The sequence below is a fragment of the Cellulomonas fengjieae genome, assembly GCF_018388465.1.
Taxonomy (GTDB): Bacteria; Actinomycetota; Actinomycetes; order Actinomycetales; family Cellulomonadaceae; genus Cellulomonas; species Cellulomonas fengjieae.
Genome location: NZ_CP074404.1, coordinates 2,571,854 through 2,584,956, shown reverse-complemented (window position 1 = coordinate 2,584,956; position 13,103 = coordinate 2,571,854). Strand labels below are relative to the sequence as shown.

At 73.6% G+C, this 13,103-nt stretch carries 9 protein-coding genes; all 9 read left to right on the top strand.

Translation table 11 applies throughout. The features are described 5' to 3' along the window. Positions 1-59: 59 nt before the first annotated feature. Positions 60-1,208: a glycosyltransferase family 4 protein gene (locus KG102_RS11940; protein WP_208288670.1), complete on the top strand. Its 1,149-nt coding sequence runs from the start codon at positions 60-62 to the stop codon at positions 1,206-1,208. Between the two features lie 80 nt (positions 1,209-1,288). Further along, positions 1,289-2,536 carry a glycosyltransferase family 2 protein gene (locus KG102_RS11935; protein WP_208211661.1) on the top strand — a complete coding sequence of 416 codons (1,248 nt, stop codon included), beginning with the start codon at positions 1,289-1,291 and terminating at the stop codon, positions 2,534-2,536. Further along, entirely contained in the window at positions 2,533-3,669 is a 1,137-nt protein-coding gene (locus KG102_RS11930; RefSeq protein WP_208288671.1) for a glycosyltransferase family 4 protein, read from the top strand. Before KG102_RS11935 ends, KG102_RS11930 begins: the two co-directional genes overlap by 4 nt. Then, positions 3,666-4,913: a lipopolysaccharide biosynthesis protein gene (locus tag KG102_RS11925; RefSeq protein ID WP_208288672.1), complete on the top strand. Its 1,248-nt coding sequence runs from the start codon at positions 3,666-3,668 to the stop codon at positions 4,911-4,913. The genes KG102_RS11930 and KG102_RS11925 overlap by 4 nt, the downstream gene beginning before the upstream one ends. Next, on the top strand, positions 4,910-6,013 hold the full coding sequence (locus KG102_RS11920) for a glycosyltransferase family 4 protein (RefSeq protein WP_208288675.1): 1,104 nt from the start codon (positions 4,910-4,912) through the stop codon (positions 6,011-6,013). The genes KG102_RS11925 and KG102_RS11920 overlap by 4 nt, the downstream gene beginning before the upstream one ends. Then, entirely contained in the window at positions 6,010-7,164 is a 1,155-nt protein-coding gene (locus tag KG102_RS11915) for a glycosyltransferase family 4 protein (RefSeq protein WP_208288677.1), read from the top strand. The genes KG102_RS11920 and KG102_RS11915 overlap by 4 nt, the downstream gene beginning before the upstream one ends. Positions 7,165-7,271: 107 nt before the next feature. Then, complete coding sequence (gene rfbD / locus KG102_RS11910) at positions 7,272-8,117, top strand: dTDP-4-dehydrorhamnose reductase (RefSeq protein WP_208288680.1); 846 nt, start codon at positions 7,272-7,274, stop codon at positions 8,115-8,117. A gap of 115 nt (positions 8,118-8,232) precedes the next feature. Beyond that, positions 8,233-12,339: a glycosyltransferase gene (locus tag KG102_RS11905; RefSeq protein WP_208288682.1), complete on the top strand. Its 4,107-nt coding sequence runs from the start codon at positions 8,233-8,235 to the stop codon at positions 12,337-12,339. A gap of 132 nt (positions 12,340-12,471) precedes the next feature. Continuing rightward, a complete protein-coding gene (locus KG102_RS11900) occupies positions 12,472-12,906 on the top strand; it encodes a GtrA family protein (RefSeq protein WP_208288684.1) in 435 nt (144 codons plus the stop codon). Positions 12,907-13,103 lie beyond the last annotated feature (197 nt).

The window sequence follows — 13,103 nt, the reverse complement described above, 5'->3', positions numbered from 1 at the left end:
GTCTCCCTGGTCGGCTGGCGTGGGGCGGTGGCGAGGATATCGCCCGCTACCCTCTCGCTGTGCGTATCGCCGTCGTGTTCGACTGCCTGTTCCCGTGGAGCACCGGAGGTGGCGAACGCCAGTACAGGCTGTTCGCCGAGTCGTTCCGGGAGCAGGGGTGGGACGTCGACTACCTGACCCGCCGGCAGTGGGACGGTCCGCCGCCCGACCTGGACGGGGTTCGGGTGGTGCCCGTCTCGGGGCCGTCGGAGCTCTACGACGCGCAGGGCGCGCGCCGCCCCTGGCCGGCGCTCGTCTTCGCGTTCGCGGTGTTCCGCCACATGGTGCGCACGCGTGGCCGCTACGACGCCGTGCTCGTCAGCGCGCTGCCGGTGCTCAACGTGTTCGCGGTCCGGCTGGCGCTGCTCGGCACGCGGACGCGCATCTGCGCCGACTTCCTCGAGGTGTGGCGCCGCGACCAGTGGCTCGCGTACTCCGGACCAGTGCTGGGCCGCGTGGCAGCCTGGCTGCAGCGGCGTGCCGTCCGGGCCAGCCCCCTGGTCAGCGCGCACAGCCAGATGAACGGGCGCCGGCTGGTCGCCGAGGGTGCCCGTCGCCCGCCGGTCGTCAGCCCGGGCCTGATCCACGGCGCCGCGACGGCGGACGTGTCCCTCGCGGCGGCCGAACCGCCGACGGTCGTGTACGTCGGACGGCACATCCCCGACAAGCAGGTGGAGACGATCCCGGCGGCCGTCGAGGTCGCGCGCCGGCACGTGCCGGACCTGCGCGCGGTGATCCTGGGCGACGGCCAGCAGCGGCCTGCGGTCCTGGCCGAGGTCCGGCGGCTGGGGCTCACCGACGTCGTGGAGCTGCCGGGGTTCGTCGAGCAGGACGTGCTCGAGGCCGCCGTGCGCGACGCCGCCGTGCTCGTCAACCCGTCCCGCCGGGAGGGTTACGGCCTCGTGGTCGTGGAGGCCTGCGCTGTGGGCACGCCGGTCGTGCTCGTCGCGGGCGACGACAACGCATCGGTCGAGCTGGTGCAGGAGGGCGTGAACGGTTTCGTCGCCGACTCCGCCTCCGCGGAGTCGCTCGGTGCCGCCCTCGTCGCGGCCGTCCGGGGAGGACCTGCGCTGCGCGCCGGCGCCCGGGCCTGGTTCGAGCACGCCGCACGCGAGCGCACCGCCGACGCCGCGGCGCGGGGCATTCTGGCTGCGCTGACACGCTCCTGACGAGTGTCCCGGGGCCGGCGGGGCCGTCCCTGGACATTGGTACAGTTGCGCGCCCCTCTCGTCGACCCGGACGGAACGCCATGGCTCAGCCGCAGAGCTGCGAGCTCACCATCCTCATGCCGTGTCTCAACGAGGCAGAGACGCTGGAGGTCTGCATCCGCAAGGCGCTCGGCTATCTGGAGCGCTCGGGTGTCGACGGCGAGGTCCTGATCGCCGACAACGGGAGCACCGACGGCTCGCAGGAGATCGCGCGCCTGGCCGGCGCCCGGGTCGTGCCCGTCGCGGAGAAGGGCTACGGCTCCGCGCTGATCGGCGGGATCGCCGCCGCGCGTGGGACGTACGTGATCATGGGCGACGCCGACGACAGCTACGACTTCTCGTCGCTCGACCCGTTCGTCGCCAAGCTCCGCGAGGGCTACCAGCTGGTGATGGGCAACCGCTTCCGGGGCGGCATTGCGCCCGGTGCCATGCCGCCGCTGCACAAGTACCTCGGCAACCCGGTGCTGTCGGGCATCGGAGCACGCTTCTTCAAGCCCGGCGTCCGGGACTTCCACTGCGGTCTGCGCGGCTTCGACCGGCAGGCGATCCTGGGGCTCGGCCTGCGCACGTCCGGGATGGAGTTCGCCTCGGAGATGGTGGTCGAGGCGTGCCTGGCCAAGCTCCGGATCGTGGAGGTCCCCACCACGCTGAGCAAGGACGGCCGCACGCGGCCTCCGCACCTGCGCAGCTGGCACGACGGCTGGCGCCACCTGCGCTTCCTGCTGGTCTTCTCGCCCAAGTGGCTGTTCTTCTACCCCGGCGCCGTGCTGTTCGCCGTGGGGATCCTGGCCAACCTCGTCCTGCTGTTCGGACCGGTCGAGATCGGCTCCGTCGGGTTCGACGTGTCGACCATGATCTACGCGACCGCGGCGGCGGTGGTCGGGTACCAGGCCGTCCTGTTCGCCATCCTCACCAAGGTGTTCGCGGAGCGTGAGGGCTTCCTGCCCGCAGGTCCCCGGTTCCGGGCGATCGCCGACCGGCTCACCCTCGAACGCGGTCTGCTCATCGGGTTGGCCCTGTTCGTGCTCGGCCTCGCCGTCGCCGTGACCCAGGTGCTGCGCTGGGGCTCGGTGGACTTCGGCGGGCTCGACGCCCGCTCGGCCGTCCGCATCGCCGTCCCGGCGGCGCTCGGGCTCATGCTCGGCTTCCAGACGATGATGTCCAGCATGTTCGTCGGCATCCTCACCATCCCGACGCGCGCGCGGTCCAACCCGCCGGCGCCCGAGGCGGTCCCGGACGACGTCGCGGAGCTCGACCTGCCGCTCACCCCCACGGGCACGGCACCGTGACGGCTCGGCGGCCCCGCATCGCCGTCGACCTGCTGTACTTCACCGGCAAGCGAGGCGGGACGGAGACGTACGCACGCGCGCTGCTGCCGCGCCTCGCCGCGCTGCGGCCGGACGTCGAGCTGGTCGGGCTGACGAACACCACCGCGGACCCGGCGATCCGCGAGTGGTTCCCCGGGACCACCCGGCCCCTGCGCGTCGACGGTCTGAACCGCCCGCTGTGGGCCGCCGCGGAGGTGCTGCTCGTGCAGCGCGCCGCTCGCCGTGCGGGCGCCGACCTCGTGTGGTGCCCCGCGAACTTCGGCCCGCGGTCGACCGGCGTGCCGACCGTCGTGACGGTGCACGACGTCATCGCGGACGACTTCCCGAACCCCGAGGTCAGCAGGATCACGCAGGCGATCACGTCGTGGCTGATCCGCCGGGCGGCGCGCAGCGCGCGGCTCGTGGTCACCGGCAGCGACGACGCCGCGGCGTCGATCACGCGCGTGCTCGGCGTCCCGGCCTCGACCATCCGGGTCGCTCCGCACGGCACCAAGGGACTCGCCTCGGCGCACGCGACCGGCGACGAGCTGGCGCAGCTCGGGATCGACGACGCCCGGCCGCTGGTGCTGAGCACGGGCAACCGGATGCCGCACAAGAACTTCGTCACGCTCCTGCGGGCCCTCGCCGCGATCCCCGCCGACCGGCGCCCTCAGCTCGCCGTGACGGGCAGCCACGGTGCGGACCCGCTCGCGCCCGTCGTGGCAGAGCTCGGGCTCGACCAGGACGTCCACCTGCTCGGCTGGGTGACCGCCCCTCAGCTCGACGCCCTGTTCGAGTCCGCCGCGGTGTACGTGTGCCCCTCGCTCGCGGAGGGTTTCGGCCTCCCGGTCGTCGACGCGATGGCGCACGGGTGCGCGGTCCTCGCGTCGGGGATCGGCGCGCTGCGTGAGGTGGGCGGCGACGCCGCGCGCTACTACGGCGACCCGCTCGACCACGAGGCCCTGGCGCGCGAGCTCCTCGACATGCTCGACCACCCGCAGGAGCGGGCCGAGCAGGTGCGCCGCGGCCGTGCGCGGGCAGCGCAGTTCACCTGGGACCGGTCGGCAGAGCTGACGGCACAGGCGCTGGACGAGGCGCTGGCCGGAGCAGCGTGAGGTCGTTCGGGGGGCGGCTCGCCGGGTTCGCCGGGCTCCCGATGATCTCGCTGGTCACGCCGCTCCTGGTGCTGCCCGTCCTGGGCCGGGTCGCCGGCCAGGCGGGGTGGGCCAGCCTCGCCGCGGGGGAGTCCATCGGGACGCTCGCGGCGATCGCCATCGCCTACGGCTGGAACACGGCCGGTCCGCCCCGGATCGCCCTCACGGATGACCGCGAGGCGCGCGCCCGGTTCTATCGCGAGAGCCTCGCGGTGCGCGGCGCGCTCACGGTCGCGCTCGTCCCGGTCGTCTCGCTCATCTGCTGGCTCGTCGCGGCGCCAGGCTACGGGTGGCCGACGGTCCTCATGGGTCTGGCCGGTTCCGTGACCGGGCTGTCCTTCTCCTGGTACGCCGTCGGGGCGGCGGACCCGCGGTCGATCGCGCTGTACGAGGCCGTCCCGCGCGTCGCGGCGGCGGCGCTCTCGGCCGCGCTCGTCATCGCCACGAAAGAGCTGACGCTCTACCCCCTGCTCGCCCTGACGGCCTCCCTCGGCGGCCTGGTGCTCTTCAGCAGGCGCACCCTGGCGGGCACGGCCCCGGTGCGCTGGAGCCGGGCCGGGCTGTGGCGGCTGGTCGTGCGGGACCGGGCGATCGCGTTCAACGACATCGCCGGCGGCGCGTACCAGAGCCTCCCCGTGCCCGTCGTGAGCGCCACCGCACCGGCCGCCGCGGCCAGCTCCTTCGCCTCCGCGGACAAGCTCTTCAAGTTCGGGCTCTACGTGCCCATCACGCTGGCCAACGCGTTCCAGAGCTGGACGGTCGAGGGGCGTCTCGACGAGCGCGCGCACCGGCTGCGCGTCGCCCTCGCGGCGCACGTCGGCGTCGGGATCGTCGGCTGGGCGGTGCTCGCGGTCCTCGGGCCCTGGGCGTCGGGCGTGCTCTTCGGACCCGACGTCGCCGCGACGCGTCCGGCGTGCTTCTGGCTCGGTGCGGCGTTCTTCCTGGTCTCCGCGCGGATCTCGGCGACCCGGCACGTGCTGGTCCCTGCGGGTCGCGTCCGCCAGGTGGTGGTCTCCACCATCTGGGGTGCCGTCGTCGGCATCACGGGCATCGCCGTGCTCGCGTGGGCCGTCGGGCCGGTGGGCGCGGCGGTGGGTCTGCTGCTCGGTGAGCTGGTCGCCACCACGGTCGTCATGCTGCCCGCCCTGCGGCACATCGCCGCGATCTCGTCGACCCACGCCGGCACCCCGACGGTGACGCCGTGACGGGGCCCACCATCGCGGTCGACGGCACGCCGCTGTCCCGGCCGATGGACGGGATCGGCCGGTGGAGCGCCAACGTCCTGCGCGAGACCGCGCTCGCGCGTCCCGACTGGAGGTTCGTCGTCCTCGGGTTCACCGACGACCGCGCGCGGCCGTACCTGCTGCCCGACCTGCCGAACGTGGAGCGCGTGCTGCTGCCGGTGCCGCGACGTGCCTACCAGGCGGTGTACTCGCTGGTCGCCCGCGTGCCCGTCGACCGGCTGGTCCCGCGCGTGGATGCCCTGGTCAGCACCAACTACACCGCCTTCCCGGCGCTGCGCGTGCCGTCGGTGGTCACGGTCTTCGACCTGGCGTACGTCGACCTGCCGGACGTGATCGAGAAGCGGAACCTCGCGTACCTGCGCAAGCACGTGCCGCGGTCGATGCGCGAGGCGGCGGCGATCACCACGATCTCCCCGTTCACCGCCGCCCGCATCGACGCGGAGTTCCCGGGGCACGCGCCCGTGCACCTCGTGGACTGCGGCCTCGACCCGGCCTTCCTCGCCCCGCTGACCGCGGGCCCGGCGCTGCCCTCGGGGTACGTGCTCGCCGTGGGCACCCTCGAGCCGCGCAAGAACCTGGTCACCCTGCTGCGCGCCTGGTCGCGCGTCGACCCGGCCCTGCGGCGGGCCCACCCGCTCGTGATCGTGGGTCGCGCCGGGTGGGGGTCTCGGGACCTGCCCGGGGACGTCCCGGCCGACGTCCTGGCCGAGGTCTCGTTCACCGGGTACGTCGAGGACGCCGACCTGCCCGCGGTGTACGCGGGTGCGACCCTGTTCGCGTTCCCGAGCCTGTACGAGGGCTTCGGCCTTCCCCTGCTCGAGGCGATGGCGTCGGGGGTGCCGGCCGTGGTCTCGGACATCCCACCGTTCCGGGAGATCGGCGCAGGGCTGGTGGACTACGTCGACCCGCTCGACCCGCGAGCCTTCGCCGAGGCGATCTCGGTGCGGCTCACCAGGGCGGGCGACGACAGGGCCGCCCAGGCCCGCACTCGTGCGCGAGAGTGGACGTGGGAGCGGAGCGGCCGCCAGATGGCCGAGACGATCGAAGGAGTGCTCGCGTGAAGGTCGTGATCGATGCGACGGCGGTGCCCGTCGACCGGGGCGGGGTCGGACGGTACGTCGACGCGCTGCTGCCGGCGCTGGTCGGGGCCGGGGTGGACCTGGTGGTCGTCTGCCAGCCCCGGGACCAGGAGCTGCTGACCGCGTTGGTGCCGGCCGCCGACGTGGTGGCCGCCCCGGCGTCGACCGGCCGGCGTCCCGCGCGGCTGGTGTGGGAGCAGGTGGGACTGCCGCGGCTCGTCCGGCGGCTGGGTGCGGACCTGCTGCTGAGCCCGCACTACACGATGCCCGTGCGGGCCGGGGTGCCCGTCGTGGTCACGCTGCACGACGCGACGTTCTTCAGCCACCCCGAGCTGCACTCGCGGGTCAAGCGGGTCTTCTTCCGGCGGGCCATCCGCTACGCCGTGCGGCACGCCGCGGCCCTCGTCGTCCCGTCCCAGGCCACGGCGGACGAGGTGCGGCGTTTCACCGGCGCCGCGTCGGCGAAGTTCCACGTGGCCTACCACGGCGTCGACACGACGGTTTTCCACCCGGTCGACGACGTCGAGCGCGCGCGGGTGCGCGCCACCCTGGGCGTCGGCGAGCTGCCGTACGTGGCGTTCCTCGGCACCCTCGAGCCCCGCAAGAACGTCCCCGCCCTCGTGCGCGGCTGGGCGGCAGCGGTGACCGGGCTCGAGCCGCCCCCGGCACTCGTGCTGGCGGGCGGGCCCGGGTGGGACACCCGGGTCGGCCCGGCCGTGGAGTCGGTCCCCGCCGGCCTGACCGTGCGGCGCACGGGCTACCTGCCGCTCGAGGACCTGCCCGGGTTCCTGTCCGGCGCGGTGGTGGTCGCCTACCCGAGCCTCGGGGAGGGCTTCGGTCTCCCCGTGCTCGAGGCGATGGCCTGCGGCGCCGCGGTGCTCACCACCCGCGAGCTGTCGCTGCCCGAGGTGGGCGGGGACGCCGTCGCCTACTGCGGGACCGACGCCGACAGCATCGGCGCCGAGCTGCACGCCCTGCTCCTGGACGACGCCCGGCGTGCGGAGCTCGCCACGGCGGCGCGCGCCCGCGCCGCCGGCTTCACGTGGGCCGCCGCCGCGCGCGAGCACGTCGAGGCGTTCCGCGCGGCCCTGGGTCGCCCGCCCGGCGGCGTGCCGGACCGCCCGGCCCCCTGACGCCGGGCAGGCTGGACGGTCCCCGAGACGGGCCGAAGTGTGCCTGACCAGGACATCGGCGCCGGTAGGATCGCCGACGTCCGTCGACAACGAAGGAAGGATGCCGCGTGCGCTGGTTGGTCACAGGGGCGAACGGAATGCTGGGGCGCGACCTGGTGGACCTGCTGGAGTCGCGCGGGCACGACGTCGTCGCACTCGACCGCGAGCAGCTCGACATCACCGACCCGCAGTCCGTCGCCGAGCACGTGCACGACGTCGACGTGGTCGCCAACTGCGCGGCGTACACCGCGGTCGACGACGCCGAGGCGAACGAGGCCGCCGCATTCTCCGTGAACGCCGTCGGCCCGGCGCTGCTGGCGCGGGCCGCGACGCTGGCGGGTGCGCGGATCGTGCAGGTCTCGACGGACTACGTGTTCGACGGTGCCGCCACCGAGCCCTACGCCGAGGACGCGGTCATCGCCCCGCAGAACGCGTACGGCCGCACGAAGGCCGCCGGCGAGTGGGCCGTGCGCGCGGAGGCGCCCGAGAACCACCTCATCGTCCGCACCGCCTGGCTCTACGGGGCGCACGGTGCGTGCTTCCCCAAGACGATCGCCCGCGTGGCCGCGGAGCGCGGTGCGCTCGACGTGATCGACGACCAGCTCGGGCAGCCGACGTGGACCGTCGACCTCGCGGACCTGATCGAGCGGCTCGTCGCGAGCGGGGCCGGTGCGGGCACGTACCACGGCACGTCGTCCGGGAGCGGCTCGTGGTTCGAGTTCGCCCAGCGGGTCGTCGAGTCCGCCGGCCTCGACCGTGACGTGGTCCGGCCCACGACGTCGGACCGGTTCGCGCGTCCCGCCGCCCGGCCGGCCTTCTCGGTACTCGGGCACGACGCCCTGGTCGCTGCCGGGCTGGAGCCCATCGCTGACTGGTCCCTCCGTTGGTCGCAGGCCGCCGCAGGTGTGCTGTGACGCCCCACCTCGCCGGCTACCGGACGCGCAACTCCGCGGTGCCGCATCGTCTGTCCCCCCGCGCCGACGCCGACGTCCTGCCACCGGCGACCGACAGCGACCGAGGAGCCAAGAAGTGAGCACCGAGAACCAGACCCCGCGCCACGAGACGCCCCTGCGCGGGCGCGGGCTGCGGACCGCCGAGGGCTGGATCCGGGTGGGTGCCTCCGCGGGCATGTACTCCGACGGCATCGAGGACGAGCTCACCGAGCTCTTCCTCGGCGAGGATGACCTGCGGTCCACGAGCACGGACCTCGCCCGCCACGCCGCTGGCCCCGCCCAGGCGTTCCAGCTCGATGCCGACCGTGCCAACGTCGTCCGCGGCCTGGCCATCGCGCCGGACGCCCGCGTGCTCGAGATCGGCGCCGGCATGGGCGCGATCACCCGGTACCTCGGTGAGCGCGCCGGCCTCGTCGACGCAATCGAGCCAGCCATGGCCCGTGCGCGGGCCGCCCGGGCGCGGACCCGGGACCTCGCGAACGTCGAGGTCTTCATGGGCAGCCACGACGACGTGCCGGCCGAGCCGACCTACGACGTCGTCGTCGTCGTCGGTGTACTCGAGTACGTGGGGGCCGGCTCCGCCGACCCCCAGCCGTACGTCGACTTCCTCCGTCACCTGGGCCGGTGCCTCAAGCCCGGTGGCACGGTCGCGGTGGCGATCGAGAACAAGCTGGGGGTCAAGTACCTCGTCGGTGCACCCGAGGACCACACTGACGGGATCTTCGACGGCATCGAGGGCTACCCTGCGGGGCCGGCCGTCCGCACGTTCTCGCGGGCCGAGCTCGAGGCGCTGTTCGTCGAGGCCGGGCTGACCCCGACGACCCGTGCGGTCTTCCCGGACCACAAGCTCACCCGCGCCGTCATGGACGTCGACGCGCTCACCGCGACGGCGCCCGAGCTGCTCCGCAATCTCCCTGCGTTCCCCAGCCCGGACCTGCGGTCGCCCCGTCCGCGGCTCGCCGACGAGGAGCTCGTCTGGCGCTCGTTCGTCGACGCCGGGCTCGCGGCCGACGTCGCCAACTCCTTCCTCGTGCTCGCGTCGCCTGACGGCGCCCAGACGCTGTGGCCGGACGACCTGGGCGCGGTGTACTTCTCGCGCTCGCGCCGTGAGGGCTACGCGTTCCAGAAGCGCGTCGTGCGCACCGGGGACGGTCTGCGCATCGAGCGGATCCCGGTCGCTGACCCAGACGCGGGCGCCGCGATCGTCGTCCGCTCACAGGACGAGCCCTTCGTCCAGGGCCCGACGATGCTCGAGATGGCGTCGACCGCCAGCTTCCCCGAGATCGCCGAGCTGGTCCGTAGGTGGCGGGCGGAGCTCGCCGCGGCGGACCTGTCCGGCGGCACCCCGCTGGACCTCGTGCCGAACAACCTCGTCGTGTCGGGTGACGACCTCGTCCCCGTGGACCAGGAGTGGTTCGCGCCGGGGTGGTCCGTGGACCGCGTCATGCGGCGCGGCCTGCTGTGGTTCGCGGCGATGCTCGTCCGCCGTACACCGCCATCCCGCTGGGTCGGCTTCGCCACCGTGAGGGACGTCGCGGTGGCGCTGGGCGCGGCCACGGGCTTCGACGAGCGTGGGGAGTGGCTCGAGCTCGCGCTCGACGAGGAGGCCGAGTTCTTCGCGCTCATCGGCCGCCGGCTCGACGACGACCCGTCCGCCGAGGCGGCCCGCCGGCGCGCCGACCTCGCCTCCATGCTCGACGATGCGGTCGAGGACCTGCCGCTGGGGACGCGCCTGCCCGACCTCTTCGAGCGGGTCCGAGGCCACCTGGTCACCGCCGAGCAGAGCAACGCTCACCTGCTGTCGGAGCTCGAGCAGGCGCGTGTCGCGCAGGAGGTGCTGGATCGCGCCGCGGAGGACCTCGTACGGGCGCAGGAGGAGGCCGCCGCCGCCGCGGCCGACGTGGCCGCCGCGCAAGAGGCTGCGCGGCGCAGCGAGCAGAAGACCCGTTCGGCCGAGGCGCACCAGGCATTCACCGCCCAGCGCGTCGGCGTCGCCGAGGAGCGCTACGGCCGCCAGGCTGCACGTGCGGACCATGCCGAGGCCGCCCTGGCCGCGATGCGCGGCTCCCGGGCGTTCAAGGCGATCGGGCGGTACTACCGCCTCGTCGACCGGTTGGCCCCCGTGGGGTCCCGGCGCCGGCGGGCTTACTCCGCGCTACTGCGGCGGACGGTGGTCCTGCTGCGGGTGCTGACCGGTCGACGCGCTGCGCCCGTCGCGCCGGGGCCGCTGCGGGTCCCCGCGGCGCAGGAGCCCCTGGTCACCGTGGTCGTGCCCGTCTACGGCAAGTGGGACTACACCGAGCGGTGCCTGCGTGCGCTCGCCCAGACCCGCGGCGACGTGCCCTTCGAGGTCGTCGTGGTCGACGACCGCTCACCGGACGACTCGCTCGCCCGGCTCCGCGAGGTCGAGGGCGTCCGTGTCGTGGCGCACGAGGTGAACACGGGCTACGTCGGCGCGTGCAACAGTGGCATCGCTGCGGCGCGCGGCGAGCTCGTGGTCCTGCTCAACAACGACACCCGTGTCGACCCCGACTGGCTCGAGCCTCTGGTGCGGGTCATGGATGACCCGACCGTGGGGCTCGTGGGCTCGCGTCTGATCTACCCCGACGGCCGCCTCCAGGAGGCCGGCGGGATCATCTTCTCCGACGCCTCGGGGTGGAACTACGGCAAGTTCTGCGAGCCGGAGGACCCCGCGTTCACCTACCGGCGGGACGTCGACTACGTCTCCGGCGCGTCGATCATGGTGCGTCGCGAGGTGCTCGAGCGCCTCGGCGGCCTCGACACGCGGTTCGCTCCCGCCTACTACGACGACGCGGACCTCGCGTTCTCCGTCCGGGCGCTGGGCCTGCGGACCGTCTACGAGCCGACCTCTGTGGTCGTCCACGACGAGGGCATCTCCCACGGCACGGACGAGACCTCGGGGATCAAGGCCTACCAGGTCGTCAACCGTGCGAAGTTCCAGGAGAAGTGGGCGAGTGAGCTGGCGCTCCACCTGCCGCCGGACGCTGCGCTCGTCCAGCGGGCGGCGCGCCGTTTGCACGGCAACGGCATCGTTGTCGTCATCGACCACTACGTGCCGCGTGCCGACGAGGACGCCGGCTCGGTGCGCATGCTCGCCATGATGCGCGCCCTCAGGCAGCTGGGCTTTGCGGTCTTCTTCGTCCCTGACAACCGGCACCGCAGCGAGCCCTACACGCGCACCCTGCAGGACATGGGCGTCGAGGTGCTCTACGGGCACGGGAACCTCGGCACGCTGCTCATCGAGCTACGGGAGGACCTCGTCGCCGTCGTGGCCTCGCGTGTCACGGTCGCGTGGGGGTACGTCGTCCAGGTCCGCAGTCTGGTGCCCGAGGTCCCGCTCGTGTTCGACACCGTGGACCTGCACTTCCTGCGCGAGGAGCGGGCGGCCCAGCTCGCTGGGCTCGAAGGGCTGCCGCCCAAGGCTGTGGCGCTGCGTGAGCTCGAGCTCGCGATGGTCCGTGCCGCCGACGCGACCGTGGTCGTGTCGTCGTTCGAGCGCGACCTGCTGACCACCCTCGTGCCCGAGGCGCGGGTACGCGTGCTGCCCACCGTGCACGAGCAACGTCCCGATGCCGCAGACGTGACACCCCAGGGCCGCGAGGGCGTGCTGTTCGTCGGCTCCTTCGCGCACCCGCCGAACGCCGACGGGCTGCGGTGGTTCACGTCGGAGGTGCTGCCCCTCCTCGAGGCGGCGCGTCCGGGCCTGCGCGTCGACGTCGTGGGGCGGGACCCGCTCCCCGAGCTCGTCGAGTCCGCCCCGCCCGGGGTGACGTACCACGGCTGGGTCGAGGACCTGGCGCCGCTGTATGCGGGTGCACGCGTCGTCATCGCCCCGCTGCGCTTCGGAGCTGGGGTCAAGGGCAAGATCGGCGAGGCGATGTCGCACGGCGTCCCGGTCGTCATGACCCCCGTCGGTGCCGAGGGCATGGATATCCGGGACGGCGAGACCGCCGTCGTCGCCGACGACGCGGCCGGCTTCGCGGCGGGTGTGCTCACGCTGCTCGAGGACGACGAGACCTGGACGGCACTCTCGCACGCGGCACGCGACCACATCGAGCAGGTCTTCGGGACCGCGAGATTCACCGAGCTGCTCGCGGACCTGCTCCCGACCCGTGACGACGTGCGTGCAGGCCTATCGGAGAGCGCGGCCGTCGCGTCCTGACGGGAGCGACATCAGGGCCCCCGCCGGTCGGCGGGGGCCCTGACGCGTGCACGAGGTCGTCGCGCCATGTCGGCCGGTATCCGTGAGGTAGTCTTCCGGGCGCATCTGCCACACCAAAACGATCGAGGGAGAATGACGCGGGAGCGGTACCAGGTATCTCCGCGCAGCAGGCTTCTCGACTCCTCGGCGGTGCGCTACCTGGGCGTGGGTGGCCTGTCGTTCCTCATCGACCTCGGACTCCTGGCTCTCGTGTACCGGGTCGTCGGCGCGCCGCTCTGGCTCGCCACGGCCGCAGGGTTCTGGGGCAGCGTCTTCGCGAACTTCTGGCTTCAGCGCCGGTTCGCGTTCGGCTCGGACCTGCCGGCAGGGCACGCGCTCGTGCGCTACGGCGCGCTTCTGCTCGTCAACACGGTCATCAACGTCGTCGTGGTCGAGTGGTTCCAGCGCGCCGGCCTGGGGTACGCGACCGGGAAGGCGACGGTGACGGCGGCGCAGACCGTGTGGAACTACGTCCTGTACCGCCTGTGGGTCTTCCCGCGGCCGGGGGCGGGGCTGGCAGACGTGTAGGGCCGCGTCCGATCGCTGTGCCGCGCCGTCGAGGCCCCTCGTCATCGGCGCTAGAGGGGCATCCTGTCCGGCACGAGCGGGATAGGGGCGTCGACCGGTGTGTCACGGTCCGTCGCCGCGAGTGGGCGGGCCACGCCCTCCGGGCCCTCTCGGCGGTCGCGCTGCTCCTCGGCACGGGGCGACGAAGGACGCTGCCG